The following is an 18,732-nucleotide window of genomic DNA, read 5'->3' on the forward strand; positions in this document are numbered from 1 at the left end:
CTTTTTTGCAGAAAACGGTTGTAATTTTTGTAATAATTTGTTACCATAAGGAAAAACAAAAGGAGCAGCCCATGAAACTGATCTCGTGGAACGTCAACGGCATCCGCGCCTGCCTGCAGAAGGGCTTTGAGGACGCCTTCCGGACGCTGAACGCCGATTTCTTCTGCCTGCAGGAGACGAAGGCACAGCCGCATCAGGTCGAACTGGACCTGCCGGGCTACCGGCAGTACTGGTACTCCGCCGAGAAGAAGGGCTACTCCGGCACGGCGATCTTTGCCCGGTACGAGCCGCTCGCCGTGACCTACGGCGTCGGCGTGGAGGAGCTGGACCACGAGGGGCGGCTCATCACGCTGGAATATCCGAACTGCTTTATCGCAACGTGCTACACGCCCAACGCGCAGGACGGATTAAAGCGCCTTGACCACCGCATGGCCTGGGACGATGCGTTCCGCGCCTATCTCGTCTCGCTCGACCGGCAGAAGCCGGTGATCGTCTGCGGCGACCTGAATGTGGCGCATCAGGAGATCGATCTGAAGAACCCCGGCCCGAACCGCGGCAACGCGGGCTTCTCGGACGAGGAGCGCGGCAAGTTCACCGAGCTGCTGCAGGCCGGGTTCACGGATACGTTCCGCTACCGCAATCCCGACCTCACGGGCGCGTATTCGTGGTGGAGCTACCGCTTCCATGCGCGGGAGAAGAACGCGGGCTGGCGCATTGACTATTTTCTGGTGTCCGACCGCCTGCGCGAGTCTGTTGCGGCCGCGCCCATTTATCAGGAAATTTACGGCTCCGACCACTGTCCGGTCGGTCTGGAGTTGGATCTGGAGGTATCTGCATGAAAAAGCAACGCATTATCCGCTGTCTCAGCGCGCTCCTGTGCTTGTGCCTGCTGGCAGGGTTCGCCCCTGCGGCCATGGCCTATTCGAATGTCAGCGACTGGGCAAAGTCCGAGGTCGCGGAGATGGAGGCGCTCGGCCTGCTGCCGGACTGCCTGCTGAACGCCGACCTTTCCGCCAATATCACGCGCGGCGAGATGTGCAAAATGGCCGTCGAGGTCTATGAGAACCTGATGAACGTGGAGGCATCCTGCGCCAGTGGGGCCAGGTATTTCACGGACACGCAGGAGATGGAGATCAACTTCGCCTTTGAGCAGGGCATCATCAACGGCTACGAGGACCAGACGTTCCGCCCAAATGAGCCGCTGAGCCGTCAGGACTTCTTCAAGATCACCTATAACCTGATGACGCGCGCGCTGTTCTGGAAGGACGAGAGCGTCGAGCCGTCCGATCTTTCCCAGTTTACGGACGCAGCCTCCGTCAGCGACTATGCGCTTGAGCCGACGCAGTATATGGTCGCGCTCGGCGTGGTGCGCGGCACCGGCACGGCCCTTGAGCCGAAGGGCACGACGGAGCGGCAGGCGGCCATCGCCATGTTCCGCCGCGCGTATTACATTGTCAGCGAGTGGCTGCGCAAAAATGATGATATGCCGGTCGATCCGGACCCGGATGACGACGGCGGCTACAGCGGCATCCCGGCGTGGGCCGTTGCAGAGTTCTCTGAGGTCGTGAAGCTCGGCATCATCCCGTCGAGCCTCGACAATGCAGACCTGAGCAAGCCCATCTCCCGCGCGCAGATGTGCTCCATTGCCATGCTGGCCTATAACGGCCTGATGGGCACGGAATACACGCCGTCCGGCACGGCGCACTTCACGGATACGAACGATCCGGACGTGAACGCGGCCTATGAGCTCAAGATCGTGCAGGGCTACGGTGACGGCCGCTTCGGCCCGAACGATACGCTGACGCGCGAGCAGTTCTTCAAAATTTCGTGCAACTTCATGCAGACTGTCGGCTATCCGACGGAGCAGAACCCGCGCGTGAACCGCTATTCTCTCAGTGAATTCTCCGACCTGAAGCAGCTTGCCGAGTGGGCCAAAACGCCGACGCGCCTGCTGTGCTACATCGGCGCGGTCAAGGGCAGCGACGGCAAGCTCCTGCCGCAGTCGTCCACCAGCAGTCTGGAGGCGCTTGTGATCTTCCTGCGCTGCTATAAGTTCACCACATCGTGGGACGGCACGATCGAGCAGCCCTCGCTGGCGGACGATCTGGTGGCCTACGCGCTGACGTTCGAGGGCTATGACTATGTCTACGGCGGCACAACGCCCGCAGGCTTCGACTGCTCCGGCTTCGTGCAGTATGTCTACCGCCACTTCGGCTTCAACATCACGCGCACGGCGACGTCGCAGTATTATAACGACGGCGAGCATGTCAGCCGCAGCGAGCTGATGCCGGGCGACCTCGTGTTCTTCGGCTCCGGCGGTGAGATCACGCATGTCGGCATTTACATCGGCGGCGGACGTTTCATCCACGCGGCCAATCCGCGCAAGGGCGTCATCATCAGCTCCCTGAGCGAGAGCTATTACAATGCCCGCTACTTCGGCGCGAACCGCATCATTTTTGAATGAACCATACGATCAAACATATAAAGCAGGCGTGTCATGTTTGGCACGCCTGCTTTTTACGGTGGCATAATAGCATGGGAAAGATCGTATTGTGCGAAACTGCATAGATAATGACTGTTATATTGCGTAATTTTGGAGAAAATATTTTCATCTGTACCTCTTGACAAAATCCAAAATGGTGGTATCATGGGGTCAAAAGAGGTTAGCACTCTACAGATGAGAGTGCTAAAGAGGCTCCGGCGAATGCGTCGGATGCTTCTTGAAACCCCTCGGCGGAATTCGCCGCCGGAGAGGAGAATGAGGTTATGAACACGAATCAGTATACGCAGAAAACACTGGAGGCCCTGCAGAGTGCGCAGACGATCGCAGCGGCGCATCAGAATCAGCAGATCGAGCAGGCTCACCTGCTTCTGGCTCTGCTGCAGCAGGACGGCGGGCTCATCCCGCAGCTGCTGAAGAAAATGGGCGTGAGCGTCGAGAGCCTGACGGCTGCGGCGCAGGCCGCCGTGGAAAAGCTGCCGGGCGTCAGCGGTTCCGGCCGGGATGCCGACAAATTCTATATTTCCCGCGGCATGGACAGCCTGATGGCTGAGGCCGAGCGCACGGCGCAGGGCATGCGGGACGAATACGTCTCCGTGGAGCACCTGTTCCTTGCCATGCTCGACACGGCCGACGAGACCGTCGCGCCGCTGTTTGCGGACTATCGCATCCGCAAGGAGGACTGCCTGAAGACCCTGCAGGCCATCCGCGGCAGCAGCCGCGTGACGACGGACAGCCCGGAGGACACCTATGAGGCGCTGCAGAAATACGGCACCGATCTGGTGAAGAACGCCCGCGAAAAGAAGACGGACCCGGTCATCGGCCGTGACGACGAGATCCGAAACGTCATCCGCATCCTGTCGCGCAAGTCGAAGAACAACCCCGTGCTCATCGGCGAGCCGGGCGTCGGCAAGACGGCCATTGCCGAAGGACTGGCGCAGCGGATCGTCCGCGGCGACGTGCCGAAGTCCCTGCAGGACAAGACGATCTTCTCGCTGGACATGGGCGCGCTCATCGCGGGCGCAAAGTACCGCGGCGAATTTGAAGAGCGCCTGAAGGCCGTCCTGAACGAAGTGAAGAACTCCGAGGGCCGCATCATCCTGTTCATCGATGAGCTGCACACCATCGTCGGCGCAGGCAAGACCGAGGGCAGTATGGACGCGGGCAACCTGCTCAAGCCGATGCTGGCGCGCGGCGAGCTGCACTGCATCGGCGCAACGACGCTCGATGAATACCGCAAGTATATCGAAAAGGACCCCGCGCTGGAGCGCCGTTTCCAGACCGTGCTCGTCAAGGAGCCGTCCGTCGAGGATACCATCGCCATCCTGCGTGGCCTGGAGGAGCGCTACGAGGTCTTCCACGGCGTGAAGATCACGGACCCCGCCATCATTGCGGCAGCCACGCTGTCTGACCGCTATATCACGGACCGCTTCCTGCCGGACAAGGCCATTGACCTCATCGACGAGGCCTGTGCCATGATCCGCACGGAGATGGATTCCATGCCGACGGAGCTGGACGTTATCCGCCGCAAGATCATCCAGATGGAGATCGAAGAGGCTGCGCTGAAGAACGAGACCGACGAGCTCTCGCAGGGCCGTCTGACGGAGCTGCGAAAGGAGCTGGCCGAGCAGCGCGATAAGTTCAACGCCATGAAGGCCCAGTGGGAAAACGAGAAGAATGCCATCGGCAAGGTCCAGCAGCTGCGTGAGCAGATCGAAAAGCTCGGTGCGCAGATCGAGCAGGCAGAGCAGAGCTATGACCTCGAGACGGCCGCCCGTCTGAAGTACGGCGAGTTGCCCGAGCTCAAGAAGCAGCTGGCGCAGGAAGAGGCGCTGGCGCAGAACGCCAAGCAGAGCAACCTCCTGCGCGACAAGGTCACGGAGGAGGAGATCGCAAAGATCGTCGAGCGCTGGACCGGCATCCCGGTCGCAAAGCTCGTCGAGGGCGAGCGCGAAAAGCTCCTGCATCTGGACGAGCAGCTGCATAAGCGCGTCGTGGGTCAGGATGAAGCCGTCCGCTCCGTCTCGGAGGCCATCCTCCGCAGCCGCGCCGGCATTCAGGACCCGAACCGCCCGCTCGGCTCGTTCCTGTTCCTCGGCCCGACGGGCGTCGGCAAGACCGAGCTCGCCAAGGCGCTGGCAGAGGCGCTGTTTGACGATGAGAAGAACCTCGTCCGCATCGATATGTCCGAATACATGGAGAAGTTCTCCGTGACGCGCCTGATCGGCGCGCCTCCCGGATACGTCGGCTATGACGAGGGCGGCCAGCTCACCGAGGCCGTGCGCCGCAAGCCGTACAGCGTCGTGCTGTTCGACGAGGTCGAAAAGGCCCATCCCGACGTCTTCAACATCCTGCTGCAGGTGCTTGACGACGGCCGTATCACCGATTCGCAGGGCCGCACCGTCGACTTCAAGAATACGATCCTGATCCTGACGAGCAACCTCGGCTCGGAGTATCTGCTGAACGGCATTACCGACAACGGCGAAATTTCCGAGGAGGCCCGTTCACAGGTCGAGCAGCTGCTGAAGCGTTCGTTCCGCCCCGAGTTCCTGAACCGTCTGGACGAGATCGTCTTCTATAAGCCGCTGACGAAGGAAAATATCGTCAAGATCATCGATCTGCAGATGGATGCGCTCAATGCACGTCTGGCTGACAAGCAGCTGCGCTGCGAGCTGACGCCGGAGGCCAAGCAGTTCATCATCGACGCAGCCTATGATCCGCAGTACGGTGCGCGTCCGCTCCGCCGCTATCTGCAGCACACAGTCGAGACGCTGCTGGCCCGCCGCATCGTCGAGGGCAATGTGTCGCCCGGCGCGACGCTCCGCGTCGAGGTGCGGGACGACGCCCTGCAGGTCGTCTGAGTGAATTCCAAACAGCCGGGGAGCGGGTTGCCGCTTCCCGGCTGTTTTTTACAAAAATGAAAAACAGGACTTGACAATCCTGTCGGAGTATGTTACTATTTTAGGGCTGATGCAAAGCCTGCCCACGCGGGTGTAGTATAACGGCTAGTACAACAGCCTTCCAAGCTGTGGGCGTGGGTTCGATTCCCATCACTCGCTCCAAATGCGCCAGTAGCTCATCTGGATAGAGCAACTGCCTTCTAAGCAGTAGGTAGGGGGTTCGAGTCCCTCCTGGCGTACCAGCGCAGGGATGCATCAGCTGCCACAAAGATCGGGTCGAAATATGGTGGGTGTAGCGTAGTTGGTTAACGCGTCAGATTGTGGCTCTGAAGATCGAGGGTTCGAGTCCCTTCACTCACCCCATTTTCCCCCGCGCCGGGGCTTGGCACACGCCGGATATTGGGATGTCGCCAAGTGGTAAGGCACCAGACTTTGACTCTGGCATTCGTAGGTTCGAGTCCTGCCATCCCAGCCATCGTCGGAGCAAAGTCACTTTGCTCCGAATTTTTTGCTTTATGACCCGCTAGCTCAGTTGGCAGAGCAATTGCCTTTTAAGCAATGGGTCTGGAGTTCGAATCTCCAGCGGGTCACCACGACCGGCAAACGCCTGATGACGTTTGCCGGTTTTTTTGACCTTTCGATGACCCTGAAACGGGGGAATCATTGAATTAACACATTACGAATACGATAACTCACGGTTCTTGCTTGCAATTTGCCGAATCCTGTGATATGCTGTCCGCGATGCTACCAGTACCCCGGTAGGCGGTTCTCCTCGAATTCATTCGGGGGTGACAACTTCTTTTTGCTCCCGATCGAAAGAGAGGGGGTGACAGGCATGGTTACATGGGGAGAATTCTTTCAATTCTGCATGGTCATACTTGCGGTCATTGCCCTGATTTATCAGGACAACAATAAGAAGAGATAATCGCCGCCTCCCCAAAGGAACGATTATCTCTTCATAGTCATTTGGGGAGCCGACCTACTGGCAGCACCCTTTTGTACCTATACTATACTCCAGTTTTGCCTTTTTGTCAAGCGCTCCGCCGGAAGACGGAGCGCTTTTCTCTGTCTTAGTCTTACATTTTTGCGGCCAGCTTGAAGACCTCGTTGGAGCGGCCGATGAGGATGATGTGGTCGCCCTCGCGGAAGCGGTAATCCGGGCCGACGTTCGGGTTGATCTCGTTGTCATGCTTGACGGCGATGATGTTGATCTGATATTTGCGGCGGACATTCAGGCCGGACAGCGTCTGACCGATCCATGCGGCCTGAATGGGCAGCTCATAAATGGAATAATCTGCGGTCAACGGGATGAAATCAAAGACGTTGTCTGCGTTGTAGCGCACGGCGAGCTTTTCGGAGATCTCGCGCTCCGGACAGACGATCTCGTCTGCACCGATCTTGCGCAGGAGGTCTGCCTGAATGTCCTGCTTGGCCTTCGAGACGATCATGCGCGCGCCGAACTGCTTGAGCAGGGACGTGACGACGAGCGAGGCCTGGAAGTCCTCGCCGATGGTGACGAAGCAGATGTCGAAATTGTCGACACCGAGCGCCTTGATGATGGCATCGTTCGTGCAGTCACAGATATTTGAGTCCGTGAAGCGGCCGGAGAGCGCTTCGATGATGGCGGGGTTTTTGTCGACGATCATGACGTCGTTGCCGAGCTCCTGCATTTTGCTGGCCAGATGGCGGCCGGTGCGGCCCATGCCGATGATGAGAACAGATTTCATGAAACGGTTCCTTTCTCTGATTATCCGATGAGGATCTTGCCGGTGGGACGATCCAGCGGCGGCTCGGAGCGCCGCTCCGAGAACAGCAGAACGAAGCTCAGACCACCGATACGCCCGGCGTACATGAGCAGAATGAGAATGACACGGCTCGCGGCGCTGAGCTGCGGCGTCAGCCCGAGCGACAGACCTACCGTCGCAATGGCGGAGACGACTTCGAACGTGACGGCCTTCAGACCGAACGGCTCGATGGCGCAGATGGCCAGAATGGCCGTCAGGCTCATGCCGAGATAGATGAGCAGAATGGAGCTGGCCTGCCGGAGCGTTTCACGCTCAATGGACATGCGGAAGGTATTGACGCGCATGCGGCCGCGTGCCGAGGCCAGCGCACTGAGCACCAGAACGGCCAGCGTCGTCGTCTTGATGCCGCCTGCCGTGGAGCCGGGACTGCCGCCGATGAGCATAAGGAAGTCCGTCAGCAGGTTGCCGGAGTCGGACAGCTTGGACAGGTCCACGGTGTTGAAGCCTGCCGTGCGCGGCGTGACGGCCTGGAAGAAAGAGGCGAGGAGCTTTTCCGGGATGGAGAGGTCCGCCATGGAGGCGTTCCACTCAAAGCCGAGGAGCAGCAGCCAGCCGCCGAACAGCAGAATGCCGGATGCCGTCAGAACGAGCTTGCTGTGCAGCTGCAGGCGCTTCCAGCGGAAGCGGCAGCGGACAAGATCACGCCAGACGAGGAAGCCGAGGCCGCCAATGATGATGAGCATACAGATCGTCAGGCTCACAAGCGGATCGGACACATAGGCCGTCAGGGAAGAAAACGGCGCACGCATGCCCATGAGGTCGAAGCCTGCATTGCAGAAGGCGGAGATGGCGTGGAACACGGCGGCGTAGATGCCGCGCAGAACGCCAAATTCCGGGATGAACCGGATGGCAAGCAATGCGGCACCCGCAAATTCGAACACGAACGTAAAGGGAATGATCTTGCGGATGAGCGTTGCCGTGCCGTCGAGCGTGATGTTGCCCGCAGACTGCATAAGGACCTTGCGGTCATAAAGGCCGAGGCGTTTGCCGAGCAGCATGGACGTCAGCGTGATGAAGGTCATGAAGCCGAGACCGCCGAGCTGGATGAGCGCGAGGATCACGAGCTGGCCGAAGACCGTCCAGCCGGTGAACGTATCGCGGACGACCAGACCCGTCACGCAGGTTGCACTCGTTGAGGTGAACAGGGCGTCGAGGAACCCGGCAGGTTCCCCGCGTGAGGCGATGGGGAGCATCAGCAGCCCCGCGCCGGTCAGAATGACCAGCAGGAACCCGACCGCGATGAGACGCGAGGGGGTCAGGTGCATTTTTTTCAAATGAGGATCGCTTCCTTCCGACCGGCCTTCGTGCAGATGGGCCGGTGTTGCTTTCCCAGACAGTATAGCGGATTTGGAGCAAAAACGCAACTGTGATTTTTGACACGAAATTGTATGAATTATTTTTGAAAATTCAAGAAAAACAGTTGAATTTTGGGGTCGTTTGTCATAGAATATTGGTCGGCAGTGTTTTGGAGAGCATGCTGCCGCGAAAATCTCTTCTCCGCAGGAGCACCATGCTGAACGTTGTCCTTGTTGCGCCGGAGATCCCGCAGAACACCGGCAATATTGCCCGCACCTGCGCCGCAACCGGCTCCGTGCTGCATCTCATCCGGCCGCTGGGCTTCGATATCTCCGAGCGGGCCGTGCGCCGCGCCGGGCTGGATTACTGGCATCTGGTCGATGTGCGCGTATACGACGATCTCGAGGACTTCTATGCGAAAAACAACGTTGTCCAGCAGCGGCTGTTCTCTACAAAGGCGCCGCGCTCCTACTGCGATGTCTCCTATGACGACGGGTGCTACCTGTTCTTCGGCCGGGAGACGAAGGGCCTGCCGGAGCCGTTCCTCGAGGCCCATTATGATGACTGCGTCCGCATCCCCATCCGGGAGGAGGCGCGCAGCCTGAATCTCAGCAATTCCGTTGCCATCGGCGTGTTTGAAGCGCTGCGGCAATTGAATTTCCCGCACCTGCGGGACTATGGAAAGATGAAAGTGTGAATTCTGCGTATCGCAAGTCTATCAGGAGGTTAATTATGAACTACAACAAGAAATCCGTTGAAGACATCGATGTCAAGGGCAAGCGCGTGCTTTGCCGCTGCGATTTCAACGTCCCAACCAAGGAAGGCAAGATCACGAGCGACAAGCGCATCGTCGCTGCCATGCCGACCATTGAGTACCTTGTCAACCACGGCGCCCGCGTCATCCTTTGCTCCCATATGGGCAAGCCGAAGGGCGAGTGGAAGCCCGAGCTGTCCCTGCAGGTCGTTGCGGACCGCCTGAGCGAGCTGCTCGGCAAGCCCGTCGTGATGGCCAAGGACGTCGTCGGTGAGGATGCCAAGGCCAAGGCCGCTGCCCTGAAGGACGGCGATGTGATGCTGCTGGAGAACGTCCGCTTCATGAAGGGCGAGACGAAGAACGATCCCGAGCTGTCCAAGGAGCTGGCTTCTCTGGCGGAGATCTTTGTGAACGATGCATTCGGCACGGCGCACCGCGCCCATTCCTCCACGGCCGGCGTAGCGGACTATCTGCCCGCTGTCTGCGGCTTCCTCGTGGAGAAGGAAGTGTCCATCATGGGCAAGGCTCTGGCCGATCCGACCCGCCCGTTCGTCGCCATCCTCGGCGGTGCGAAGGTCTCCGATAAGCTGAACGTCATCAATAACCTCCTCGAGAAGGTCGACACCCTCATCATCGGCGGCGGCATGGCCTACACCTTCCTTGCCGCGAAGGGCTACTCCGTCGGCAAGTCCCTGCTCGACAACGAGAAGATCGACTACTGCCGTGACATGATGGCCAAGGCCGAGGCTAAGGGCGTCAAGCTGCTGCTGCCGGTCGACACCGTCGTCGCTGCGGACTTCCCGAACCCGATCGACGCAGACATCGCCGTGAAGACTGTCGCCGCGGACGCCATCCCCGACGACATGGAGGGCCTTGACATTGGCGAAGAGACCCGCAAGCTCTTTGCGGACGCCGTCAAGAGCGCCAAGACCGTCGTCTGGAACGGCCCGATGGGCGTGTTTGAGAATCCGACGCTTGCACAGGGTACCATCGCCGTGGCACAGGCTCTGGCCGATTCCGATGCCGTGACCATCGTCGGCGGCGGCGACTCCGCGGCTGCCTGCGAGCAGCTCGGCTTTGCCGATCAGATCACGCACATCTCCACGGGCGGCGGCGCTTCTCTGGAGTTCCTTGAGGGCCTCGAGCTGCCGGGTATCGCCTGCCTGCAGGATCGCTGAGCGGGAGCGCGGAATGAACAGAAAATATCGCAAAACGCTCATTGCCGGCAACTGGAAAATGAATAAAACGCCGACGCAGACGAAGGCGTTCATGACCGAGCTGAAGGGCCTGCTGCCGAAGGGCCGCTGGTGTGATATCGCGCTGTGCGTCCCGGCTGTGTGCATCCCGGCCGCAGTCCGCGCCATGCGCGAGACACGCGTGGCCATCGGTGCAGAGAACTGCAATGCGCACACCTCCGGTGCCTATACCGGCGAGATCGCCGCGGATATGCTCGTCGACGCGGGGTGCAAATATGTCATCCTCGGTCACTCCGAGCGCCGCGCCATGGGCGAGACGGATGCGGACGTGAATGCAAAGCTTCATACGGCGCTGGATGCGGGCCTGATCCCGATCGTCTGCTGCGGCGAGACGCTTGCACAGCGGGAATCCGGCGTGACGGAGGAATGGATCACCATGCAGATCAAGCTGGCGCTGGCCGGTGTGCCGGAGGAGAAGATCCGCCGCATCGTCATCGCCTATGAGCCCATCTGGGCCATCGGCACCGGCGAGACCGCAACGCCGGAGCAGGCCGAGGAGGTCTGCCAGCACATCCGCACCATCATCCGCAAGCGCTTCGGCTCGAAGAACGCGCGCGCGATGACCATCCTCTATGGCGGCTCCATGAACGAAAAGAACGCCTTTGAGCTGCTGGCCCAGCCGGATATTGACGGTGGCCTGATCGGCGGCGCATCTCTCGTGCCGGAGAAGTTCGTCCGCATCATCGAGGATGCCAACCAGCCCGTCGGCTGAGAAGCAAAATAAATTCTAAGCGGGGTTCGGCCATCCGGACCCCGCGTGATTTTTGAAAGGGAGACAGTATGGAACGCATTCCCATCGTCATCGATACCGACCCCGGAATCGACGACTTTTTCTGCCTTGCGCTGGCCTGCGCCTATTCAGACCGCCTGGACCTGCGCGCCGTGACCACCATGGGCGGCAACAATCACACGGATGTGACGACGCAAAACGCGCTGAACATCCTCTCCCTGTTCCGGACGGATGTCCCGGTGGCACGCGGCGCGGACCGCTATCTCGAGGCGGAGTTCGGCGCGCCTGCGGCGAAGTGCCACGGTTCCAACGGCGTGGGGGACCTCATCCTGCCGCAGTCCTGCAGGGCGCCGGATGCCCTGCCTGCGTGGGACAAGCTCTATGAGATCGCAAAGGCCGCGCAGGGCGAGCTCGTCCTCGTGACGGTCGCGCCGCTGACGAATATCGCGCTGGCCCTGCAGAAGCACCCGGACCTGCCGCACTGGATCAAAAAGATCGTGATGATGGGCGGCAGCATCGGCCGCGGCAACATCACGCCCTATGTCGAGGCGAACGCGGGCCACGACCCGGCCGCCACGAAGCTCGTTTTTGAGAGCGGCATTCCCATCGATATGGTCGGACTGAGCATCACGCTCGGCTGCCCCATCCGGCCGGATGTGTTCGAGCGCTATATCCCGGCGCAGCGGGGCGGCTTTCGGGAGATCATGGAGGCGCTCATCCGCTTCCGCAGCGGTGAGGCCATGCACGATGCCGTCGCCATCTCCACACTGCTGGACGACCGGCTGATGACGTGGCAGACCGGTGAGATCACCGTGGAGCTGGCTCCGCCGGAGCGCAGCGGCCAGACCGTGCTGCATCCGTCGGAGCATGCCGACATGCGCGCCGCCGTGGCCGTGGATACGGACCGCTATGACGCCATTATCGGCGGTATGCTGCAGCGTCTGGAGAAGAGGCTGCGGAACTGAATACGGCATTTTTTCCGCCGCAGAGATGCGTTCTCTGCGGCGGCTTTTTTGCGTTTGAAGATATCTTGTAGAAAAAGATACCTTGACAGGCGAAGTATCTTGTGCTATAGTAGACTCACAAAGGCTGCCGGATGCGGCAGCGGGAAGGAGGCTGGAGTTCCTTGTATATTGCGGGAGACCTGATCCGCGGCCATACGGAGACCATTATCCTGGCGCGCCTGATGCAGCGCGACAGCTACGGCTACGAGATCAATAAAACGGTCCGGGAGCTGTCCGGCGGGCGTTATGAGCTGAAGGAGGCTACGCTCTACACTGCGTTCAAGCGGCTGGAGGAGACCGGGCAGATCATGTCCTATTGGGGCAGCGAGGCTACGGGCGCACGGCGGCGCTATTATCGCATCACCCCGGCCGGGCGCGAGGCCTACCACGAGCAGGTCGGCGTCTGGGAGGCCACAAAAGAGATCATTGATCGGCTGATCGCCATGGAGGAAGAGTCATGAGAGAACAATTAAGGCAGGAGGTGCTGCGCCGCTTTGCGGGCGCACCGGACACGCAGCAGGCGCGCGATCTGCGCGATGAGATCCTGAGCAATACCCTGCAGCGGTATGACGATCTGCTTGCCGGGGGAAAGTCGGAGCAGGAGGCCTATGCCAGCGCGCTCGAGAGCGTCGGTGATGTGGAGGAGCTGCTTTCCAGCCTGCCGCGCGCTGCGCAGGCCGAGCCTGTACGGGAAGCGCAGCCAAAAGCCGAAGCGCCGAAAAAGGAGCCGCGTTCCCGCGGCATGCGCATCGCCTGCGCCATTGTGTGGCCATGCACGGCCCTGCTGGCTGTGGTCATCGGCTGGTATGGCTCGTGGGGCTATGCCTGGGCGGTGTTTCCGTTTGCGGCGGCGTTGCTGCATGTGGCCGAAAGCGTGATCCTGCTGGCGCGCGGCCGCCGCGCGGGCTGGCGGCTCGTGGACGGCCTGCTGCGGCTGTGCATCTGCGTGCTCTATGCCGTCCTGACGGCTGCAACGGGCAAGTGGATCGTGACCTGGCTCGTGTTTCCGATAGGTGCGGCGCTCGGCGGCGTGCTGAGCAGCGTGCGGACTCTGGTGGAGGGTGTATAAGATGAGAGCAAAAGCTATCGTAAAGATCTGTATCTGCGGCACAATTGCGCTGGTGCTGGCCAGCATGCTGGTCAGTCTGCTGGCGCTCCCCAGAGTGCTGGACTGGAAGATCGGGGACCTGTCTCTCCATTGGATCGACGACCACGGCAGCGACGAGGGCTATACCGTCGGTGAGGCCTCCGTTTCGGGCGAGGTGCGTGAGCTGGACGTCAGCTGGCTCTCCGGCAGCGTAACAGTGGAGCTGACGGACGGCGACGCCGTGACGCTCCGCGAAGAGCCGCAGCCCGAGAGCAGCGATGCCCGTATGCGCTGGAAGCTGAAGGACGGGAAATTAACGGTTTATTCGCAGAAAAGCGGCCTGACGATCCCGACGCGCGCCAAGCAGCTGACCATCGGCATCCCGGCCGGCCGGGCCGGGAAGCTGCAGAAGCTCAGCCTCGACCTCAGCGCGGCCTCGGCCTCACTCCCGGCACTGACGCTCCGTGAGCTGGAGCTGGACAGCGTCTCCGGCAGCGTGACCCTGATTGGCGGCAGCTATGAGAACCTGGACTTCGACAGCACGAGCGGTGATCTGACGGTGACGGATGCCGCAGTCGGTGAGCTTTCGGCCGACACGACGTCCGGCTCGCTCACGCTGGACGGCGCGTTTGAAACGATCGACTTTGACACCACGAGCGGCGCGCTGCATCTGACGGCCTCCGCCCTGCCGCGGGATATCAGCTGCGACACGGTCAGCGGCGGCGTGACGCTGACGCTCCCGGAAAACGGCGGCTTCTCTGCCACGCTGGACAGCGTGAGCGGCGATCTGACAGTCGACGGCTTTGCGGGCAGCCTGCACAGGGATGAGTTCGTTTACGGGCAGGGCGGCCCGGCCTATGAATTTGACAGCGTGAGCGGCGATGTCCATATCCGCTGCGCCTGACGGGCGGAATGCATATGAAGCGTTGGATCGCCCTGCTGCTGATCGCTGCCGTACTGCTCGCCTCCGGGTGCACGGCTGCGCGGCAGGACCGGCTGTATCTCTACGGCGAATTCCATGCGAACGACGAGCTGCTGCAGCGGGAGCTTGCGCTCTGGAAGGACTATTATGCGGGCGGCATGCGCGACCTGTTCGTCGAGCTGCCGTATTATACGGCCCAGTACCTGAACCGCTGGATGCAGGCAGATAATGACAGAATTCTCATGGAGGTCTATGCCGACTGGAAGGGCAGCGCGTCCTATCATCAGAATGTGCTGGACTTTTACCGCGGCATCAAGGCGGCCTGCCCCGAGACCGTTTTCCACGGGACGGACGTCGGCCACCAGTATAATTCGACCGGCTACCGCTATCTGAGGCTGCTGCGCAGCGAGGGAAAGCGCGATACGGAGGAATACCGCCTTGCCAGTGAGAACATCGATCAGGGGCTGGAATTCTACCGCACGCAGGACGGGGAATTCCGTGAGAACGCCATGACGCAGAATCTGCTGCGGGAATATCGCGCGCTGGGCGGCGGCTCCGTCATGGGGATCTACGGCGCTTACCACACGTCGATGACCAGTGACGACGGCGTGCAGACCATGGCAAGCCGCCTGACGGAGGCGCTCGGCGACAGCGTGATCTTCCACGACCTCCGCAAGGAGTAAAAATGGGGCTGCTGGAGAGGCGCACTCCGAAAGGAAGTGCGCCTCCGTTATATTCGCCTGACGGCGAGCGATATTGTCCTTTGGACAGTGATATTATGCTTCGCATCGTGATATTGCCTGCGGCAGTTTGACCGGCGAATAGAATATCACAAAAGCCATGCGGCTTTTATATCACTTTCCGAAAAGGAAAATATCACTCCGGGCAAAGCCCGGAATATCACTTTAGTCCATTGTCCATAGGCACAGCATGAAGCCTCTCCTGACGGCAGCCCCAAAATAAAATCAAATTTTCGCGTGCTCCAATTTCAGGAGCGCGCGCTTTTTTTCTATGCCTCCGGCGTAGCCGGTCAGGCTGCCGTCCGCGCCGATGACCCGGTGGCAGGGAATGAGAATCGAGATCGGATTGTGCCCGACCGCCCCGCCGACGGCCTGCGCGGACAGATGCTCCAGCCCGCGCTGCGCGGCCAGCTGCTGCGCGATTGCGCCATAGGTCGTCGTTTCGCCATAGGGGATCGTCAGCAGAATGTCCCATACCGCGCGGCGGAACGGCGAACCGCTCGGGTGGAGCGGCGGCAGAGCTGCAGGGCGCTGCCCGGTGAAGTAGCCTTCCAGCCAGCGCCGGGCCTCTGCCAGAATGGGAGTGTCCGCCTCTGCGGCTGAAGCGGGGAGCCCCGCACCGAAGTATTTTGCGTCCGTGAACCACAGACCGGTCAACCCGATCTCATCCGCTGCGAGCACGATACCGCCCAGCGGGGAGGCGCAGCTTGCGGTAAAGATCATGTTATTTTCCTCCGTTCGCGCTCTTCGGCGCGGGGTCCGTCAGTTCCGGGATCGCGCCGCCGGAGACGGCCCACAGATACAGGCTCGCCACGCTGCCGTAGGGATGGAAGCGGCGGCGGTATCTTTCAAACAGCGCCCGGACGATGCGGCGATGGCGGTAGACCATACGCAGACCGCGCCGGATCGCAAGGTCGTCGTAGCTGAAAATATCCGGCCGCTGCAGGCAGAACAGCAGGATCATCTCCGCCGTCCAGACGCCGATGCCGCGCAGGCTGCTCAGCGCGCGGATAGCCTCCGCATCGTCCATGCTGCGGACGGCCTCCAGATCGAACGAGCCATCCACAATTCGCCCGGCAAGGTCCGTGAGATATTCCGCCTTGCGGAACGTCATGCCAAGGGCCTGCAGCGCGGGTACACCGGCGGCTAAGATCGTTTCAGCGCTGACAGAGCCGAGCGTGTCCTGCATGCGCTGCCAGATCGTGGCCTGCGCCTTCATGGAGATCTGCTGGCCGATGATGTGGTGCACGACGGCGGAAAACAGATCAGGGTCCGCCGTGCGCTCCACCGGCCCGATACGGTCGATGACCGCAGCCAGCCGCTTGTCCTTCCGGCGCAGATACGCCAGCTCGGCCTCGCCGTAGATAAAATACATCAGCCCCACCTCCTGATGGGACTATTATAGCACATACGTTCGAGATAGCAAGAGTGAGCATATAAAAATCAGAGACAGCGCTTTGCGGCTGGATGTGCCCGCTTCGACACTGCGATTTTATGACAAGGAGGGCCTGCTGCCGTTTGTGGAGCGGTTGCCGGGCGGCATCCGCATGTTTCAGGACACCGATCTGGAGTGGCTGCAGATCACCTGCTGCATGAAAAAGGCCGGAATGTCCATCCGTGACATCCGGCAGTATATCGAGCAGGCCCAGCGGGGAGACGATACCATCGCCCTGCGCCTCGGAATACTCCATCGTCAGCGCGAGGTCCTGCTTGGCTGGTTGTCTGCTTTTTGAGTTTATACTGCATCGTATACGACGGAGAGGACATAGTCCTCCGTGACGGTCTGCTCGAGGCGGCGGCCGAACAGCGTTTCGTGCAAGCCGTCTGCTGCTGCGGCGGGCAGCGTGCGGAAATCGACGCCGAGGCCTTCGCCGGTGTATTTGACCCATGCCTCCTTCGCGGTCCAGAGCTGCAGGAAGCGCAGCGAGTCGAACCGGCCGCCCGGCGCGGCAAAGGCCAGCTCCTCGGGCGTGCAGATGCGCGCAGCCAGCGCGGCGCGGACGGGCCGCCGCGCCTCAAGATCGATGCCGACAGGGCCGCCGTGCACGGCGCAGCACACGAAGTTCCCGGAGTGGCTGCAGTTGAAGGCCGGGCCGTCTGGCACATAGGGCTTGCCGTTCCTCCCGACGCGGATCACAGGCGTCTGCGCACCTGCCTCGCGGAGCAGCGTGCGCGCCAGATGGTCGGCGCAGATGCTGCGGGCGCGGTCATCGGGTCGGCGGAACTGCTGCCAGCGGGCGCGGCGCTCCGGCTCTGCCGCGGTCTCCCACCGGGCAAGCTCCGCAGCGGAGACGGTCCGGATGTCAAGAACGGCGCAGCGCATAGCTTGACCACCACGGGCCCGTCAGGCGGACGTAGGCATATTCCAGCGGAACGGTGAGTACAGAGCCGATGAGCCATGCGGCAAACAGCGGCAGGCCGAGCGGGTGCAGGATGCAGCAGAACAGCAGCCGCAGCGACGTGCGCACGGCTGCGCCGAACAGCATGCGTGGCCCACAGGCATAGCGCACGCGGCGGAAGACCAGAAAGCGGTTGAAGCAGTAGCTCAGCGCCGCGCTGCCCGCACCACACAGCGGGATGGAAAACAGGAAGAAATGCCACCCGAGCGTCAGCGACAGCAGCAGGATAGCAGCTACATGCAGCAGCCACGCCAGAACGGAGCCGCGCGCCGTATCCAGCATACGGCGATAAATGCGCAGCGTATCGCGCAGCGGGTCAAAGTGTGAGCTCTGGTTGCCGTCGAGATAGACCGTCTCGATGGGCAGCTGCGTGATGGGCAGCTCCTGCCGCGCGGCGTAGAGCAGCACGTTCATTTCATAATCATATTTCTCTCCGCCGATCTCCGTGAGCCACGGCAGGCAGTCCGTGGAAAAGCCGCGCAGGCCGGACTGGTTGTCCTCCAGAAAGCAGCCTGCCGCCAGCGAAAAGAAGAAGCGCGACAGGTCGTTGCCCACGCGCGAGCGGAGCGGGACGCTTTTGCCGTGCAGCGTCCGGGTGGTGAGCACGAAGCGGCTGCCGGACAGCAGTGCCTCACGCACGCGCAGGATGTCCGCCACGGTGTGCTGGCCGTCGGCATCTGCGGTGATGAATGCGCGGCAGCCCTGCGGGTCCGTAGCCAGATGGCGCAGGGCACATTTGAGTGCGTGGCCCTTGCCCCTGTTCTCGGGGCAGGTCAGGACCTCGGCATAGGGCAGCAGCGCGGAAAAAATATCGGCATAGGCAGGGCCGCTGCCGTCGTCCGTGACGATCAGCCGGAAGTTCTCCCGGTGCAGGGCCTGTACCAGCGAGATCAGAACGCTATCCGGCTGATACGCCGGGATCAAAACTGCGATCTCCATTTCTTTCCCCCTCTGTGGTCGGTCTGCGCCGCTTCGTCACGCGTGGAAGCACAGCAGCAGAAGCCCGCCCAGAAATGTCAGGAGATCCAGCAGCCCGAGCGCCCAGTCATAGCCGCCGGGCATCCGGAACAGGTTGACCAGCAGCACGACGGCACTCAGCAGCAGGAAAAACACACCGAAGAACAGTCTGACAAGAGGATGCCTCTTTTTCTTTTCCATTCGGGTACCTCCATACATTATATCAATTTATTATATTTCCGGGCCCGGCCATTGTCAAGGACGGCGGCGCGGAAACGGGATTTTTCCGCCGGAAAACGCCGCGTTGGTTGACGCGCGCGGGCGGGTATGGTATGATACCCTTATATAACCCCGGCGTGGCCGCATGGGCCTGCGCCGGTAG

General features: G+C 61.1%; 19 protein-coding genes and 5 tRNA genes. 17 read left to right on the forward strand and 7 right to left on the reverse strand.

The features are described from left to right. Positions 1–71 precede the first annotated feature (71 nt). The 8 genes from ACMKFF_RS00355 (at position 72) to ACMKFF_RS00390 (ending at position 5,993) form a co-directional block, all read left to right on the forward strand. Positions 72–839, forward strand: coding sequence for an exodeoxyribonuclease III (locus ACMKFF_RS00355; protein ID WP_418465346.1), 768 nt, complete (start codon positions 72–74; stop codon positions 837–839). Then, positions 836–2,464, forward strand: a complete 1,629-nt coding sequence (locus ACMKFF_RS00360; protein WP_418468166.1) for an NlpC/P60 family protein — start codon at positions 836–838, stop codon at positions 2,462–2,464. The genes ACMKFF_RS00355 and ACMKFF_RS00360 overlap by 4 nt, the downstream gene beginning before the upstream one ends. A 302-nt stretch (positions 2,465–2,766) precedes the next feature. Further along, positions 2,767–5,361, forward strand: coding sequence for an ATP-dependent chaperone ClpB (clpB, locus tag ACMKFF_RS00365; protein WP_418464519.1), 2,595 nt, complete (start codon positions 2,767–2,769; stop codon positions 5,359–5,361). Positions 5,362–5,487: 126 nt separating this feature from the next. Continuing rightward, positions 5,488–5,562: transfer RNA gene (locus ACMKFF_RS00370), tRNA-Gly, on the forward strand. A gap of 3 nt (positions 5,563–5,565) precedes the next feature. Next, positions 5,566–5,642, forward strand: a tRNA-Arg gene (locus ACMKFF_RS00375). A gap of 44 nt (positions 5,643–5,686) precedes the next feature. Next, a tRNA-His gene (locus ACMKFF_RS00380) sits at positions 5,687–5,763 on the forward strand. A 37-nt stretch (positions 5,764–5,800) separates the two neighbouring features. Continuing rightward, positions 5,801–5,875: transfer RNA gene (locus tag ACMKFF_RS00385), tRNA-Gln, on the forward strand. Between the two features lie 42 nt (positions 5,876–5,917). Beyond that, positions 5,918–5,993: transfer RNA gene (locus ACMKFF_RS00390), tRNA-Lys, on the forward strand. Between the two features lie 483 nt (positions 5,994–6,476). Here the strand turns inward: ACMKFF_RS00390 and ACMKFF_RS00395 are convergent. Beyond that, on the reverse strand, positions 6,477–7,127 hold the full coding sequence (locus ACMKFF_RS00395) for a potassium channel family protein (RefSeq protein ID WP_419495690.1): 651 nt from the start codon (positions 7,125–7,127) through the stop codon (positions 6,477–6,479). 20 nt (positions 7,128–7,147) lie between these two features. Then, positions 7,148–8,470 (reverse strand): TrkH family potassium uptake protein, encoded by a 1,323-nt coding sequence (locus ACMKFF_RS00400; protein ID WP_419495701.1) that lies wholly within the window; start codon positions 8,468–8,470, stop codon positions 7,148–7,150. 245 nt (positions 8,471–8,715) lie between these two features. On the opposite strand from ACMKFF_RS00400, the gene ACMKFF_RS00405 reads away from it, so the two are divergent. The 8 genes from ACMKFF_RS00405 (at position 8,716) to ACMKFF_RS00440 (ending at position 14,937) form a co-directional block, all read left to right on the forward strand. Then, positions 8,716–9,198 (forward strand): tRNA (cytidine(34)-2'-O)-methyltransferase, encoded by a 483-nt coding sequence (locus ACMKFF_RS00405; RefSeq protein ID WP_419495691.1) that lies wholly within the window; start codon positions 8,716–8,718, stop codon positions 9,196–9,198. A gap of 35 nt (positions 9,199–9,233) precedes the next feature. Next, a complete protein-coding gene (locus ACMKFF_RS00410) occupies positions 9,234–10,433 on the forward strand; it encodes a phosphoglycerate kinase (RefSeq protein ID WP_367928002.1) in 1,200 nt (399 codons plus the stop codon). Between the two features lie 13 nt (positions 10,434–10,446). Next, positions 10,447–11,223, forward strand: a complete 777-nt coding sequence (gene tpiA, locus ACMKFF_RS00415) for a triose-phosphate isomerase (protein ID WP_349136638.1) — start codon at positions 10,447–10,449, stop codon at positions 11,221–11,223. Positions 11,224–11,291: 68 nt separating this feature from the next. After that, positions 11,292–12,206: a nucleoside hydrolase gene (locus ACMKFF_RS00420; RefSeq protein WP_419495692.1), complete on the forward strand. Its 915-nt coding sequence runs from the start codon at positions 11,292–11,294 to the stop codon at positions 12,204–12,206. 161 nt (positions 12,207–12,367) lie between these two features. Next, the gene (locus ACMKFF_RS00425; RefSeq protein WP_367928005.1) at positions 12,368–12,706 is read left to right on the forward strand and encodes a PadR family transcriptional regulator; all 339 of its coding nucleotides are present in this window, start codon (positions 12,368–12,370) and stop codon (positions 12,704–12,706) included. After that, the gene (locus tag ACMKFF_RS00430) at positions 12,703–13,314 is read left to right on the forward strand and encodes a permease prefix domain 1-containing protein (RefSeq protein ID WP_419495693.1); all 612 of its coding nucleotides are present in this window, start codon (positions 12,703–12,705) and stop codon (positions 13,312–13,314) included. The genes ACMKFF_RS00425 and ACMKFF_RS00430 overlap by 4 nt, the downstream gene beginning before the upstream one ends. A gap of 1 nt (position 13,315) precedes the next feature. Beyond that, positions 13,316–14,236, forward strand: coding sequence for a DUF4097 family beta strand repeat-containing protein (locus ACMKFF_RS00435; protein ID WP_419495694.1), 921 nt, complete (start codon positions 13,316–13,318; stop codon positions 14,234–14,236). A gap of 14 nt (positions 14,237–14,250) precedes the next feature. Beyond that, positions 14,251–14,937: a hypothetical protein gene (locus ACMKFF_RS00440; protein WP_419495695.1), complete on the forward strand. Its 687-nt coding sequence runs from the start codon at positions 14,251–14,253 to the stop codon at positions 14,935–14,937. 282 nt (positions 14,938–15,219) lie between these two features. On the opposite strand, the gene ACMKFF_RS00445 is transcribed toward ACMKFF_RS00440, so the two are convergent. Continuing rightward, positions 15,220–15,717 carry a methylated-DNA--[protein]-cysteine S-methyltransferase gene (locus tag ACMKFF_RS00445; protein ID WP_419495696.1) on the reverse strand — a complete coding sequence of 166 codons (498 nt, stop codon included), beginning with the start codon at positions 15,715–15,717 and terminating at the stop codon, positions 15,220–15,222. 1 nt (position 15,718) lies between these two features. Next, the gene (locus tag ACMKFF_RS00450) at positions 15,719–16,369 is read right to left on the reverse strand and encodes a DNA-3-methyladenine glycosylase family protein (RefSeq protein ID WP_419495697.1); all 651 of its coding nucleotides are present in this window, start codon (positions 16,367–16,369) and stop codon (positions 15,719–15,721) included. Positions 16,370–16,436: 67 nt separating this feature from the next. On the opposite strand from ACMKFF_RS00450, the gene ACMKFF_RS00455 reads away from it, so the two are divergent. After that, positions 16,437–16,727 carry a MerR family transcriptional regulator gene (locus ACMKFF_RS00455; protein WP_419495702.1) on the forward strand — a complete coding sequence of 97 codons (291 nt, stop codon included), beginning with the start codon at positions 16,437–16,439 and terminating at the stop codon, positions 16,725–16,727. Positions 16,728–16,729: 2 nt separating this feature from the next. Here ACMKFF_RS00455 and ACMKFF_RS00460 read toward each other — a convergent pair whose 3' ends face one another. The 3 genes from ACMKFF_RS00460 to ACMKFF_RS00470 are packed head-to-tail and all read right to left on the reverse strand — an operon-like array spanning position 16,730 to position 18,551. Continuing rightward, positions 16,730–17,317, reverse strand: a complete 588-nt coding sequence (locus tag ACMKFF_RS00460; RefSeq protein ID WP_419495698.1) for a 4'-phosphopantetheinyl transferase family protein — start codon at positions 17,315–17,317, stop codon at positions 16,730–16,732. Then, positions 17,298–18,332, reverse strand: a complete 1,035-nt coding sequence (locus ACMKFF_RS00465) for a glycosyltransferase family 2 protein (protein WP_419495699.1) — start codon at positions 18,330–18,332, stop codon at positions 17,298–17,300. Before ACMKFF_RS00465 ends, ACMKFF_RS00460 begins: the two co-directional genes overlap by 20 nt. Positions 18,333–18,368: 36 nt before the next feature. Next, positions 18,369–18,551 carry a hypothetical protein gene (locus ACMKFF_RS00470; protein ID WP_419495700.1) on the reverse strand — a complete coding sequence of 61 codons (183 nt, stop codon included), beginning with the start codon at positions 18,549–18,551 and terminating at the stop codon, positions 18,369–18,371. Between the last annotated feature and the right edge of the window lie 181 nt (positions 18,552–18,732).

The organism is Faecousia sp. (assembly GCF_048519415.1).
Classification (GTDB): Bacteria; Bacillota; Clostridia; order Oscillospirales; family Oscillospiraceae; genus JAZOXB01.

Coding starts and splice junctions, on each gene's coding strand:
- ACMKFF_RS00355 (WP_418465346.1), top strand. CDS start 72: ATGAAACTGATCTCGTGGAACGTCAACGGCATCCGCGCCTGCCTGCAG.
- tpiA (WP_349136638.1), top strand. CDS start 10,447: ATGAACAGAAAATATCGCAAAACGCTCATTGCCGGCAACTGGAAAATG.
- ACMKFF_RS00470 (WP_419495700.1), bottom strand. CDS start 18,551: ATGGAAAAGAAAAAGAGGCATCCTCTTGTCAGACTGTTCTTCGGTGTG.
- ACMKFF_RS00440 (WP_419495695.1), top strand. CDS start 14,251: ATGAAGCGTTGGATCGCCCTGCTGCTGATCGCTGCCGTACTGCTCGCC.
- ACMKFF_RS00395 (WP_419495690.1), bottom strand. CDS start 7,127: ATGAAATCTGTTCTCATCATCGGCATGGGCCGCACCGGCCGCCATCTG.
- ACMKFF_RS00450 (WP_419495697.1), bottom strand. CDS start 16,369: ATGTATTTTATCTACGGCGAGGCCGAGCTGGCGTATCTGCGCCGGAAG.
- clpB (WP_418464519.1), top strand. CDS start 2,767: ATGAACACGAATCAGTATACGCAGAAAACACTGGAGGCCCTGCAGAGT.
- ACMKFF_RS00360 (WP_418468166.1), top strand. CDS start 836: ATGAAAAAGCAACGCATTATCCGCTGTCTCAGCGCGCTCCTGTGCTTG.
- ACMKFF_RS00420 (WP_419495692.1), top strand. CDS start 11,292: ATGGAACGCATTCCCATCGTCATCGATACCGACCCCGGAATCGACGAC.
- ACMKFF_RS00410 (WP_367928002.1), top strand. CDS start 9,234: ATGAACTACAACAAGAAATCCGTTGAAGACATCGATGTCAAGGGCAAG.
- ACMKFF_RS00435 (WP_419495694.1), top strand. CDS start 13,316: ATGAGAGCAAAAGCTATCGTAAAGATCTGTATCTGCGGCACAATTGCG.
- ACMKFF_RS00405 (WP_419495691.1), top strand. CDS start 8,716: ATGCTGAACGTTGTCCTTGTTGCGCCGGAGATCCCGCAGAACACCGGC.
- ACMKFF_RS00400 (WP_419495701.1), bottom strand. CDS start 8,470: ATGCACCTGACCCCCTCGCGTCTCATCGCGGTCGGGTTCCTGCTGGTC.
- ACMKFF_RS00445 (WP_419495696.1), bottom strand. CDS start 15,717: ATGATCTTTACCGCAAGCTGCGCCTCCCCGCTGGGCGGTATCGTGCTC.
- ACMKFF_RS00430 (WP_419495693.1), top strand. CDS start 12,703: ATGAGAGAACAATTAAGGCAGGAGGTGCTGCGCCGCTTTGCGGGCGCA.
- ACMKFF_RS00465 (WP_419495699.1), bottom strand. CDS start 18,332: ATGGAGATCGCAGTTTTGATCCCGGCGTATCAGCCGGATAGCGTTCTG.
- ACMKFF_RS00460 (WP_419495698.1), bottom strand. CDS start 17,317: ATGCGCTGCGCCGTTCTTGACATCCGGACCGTCTCCGCTGCGGAGCTT.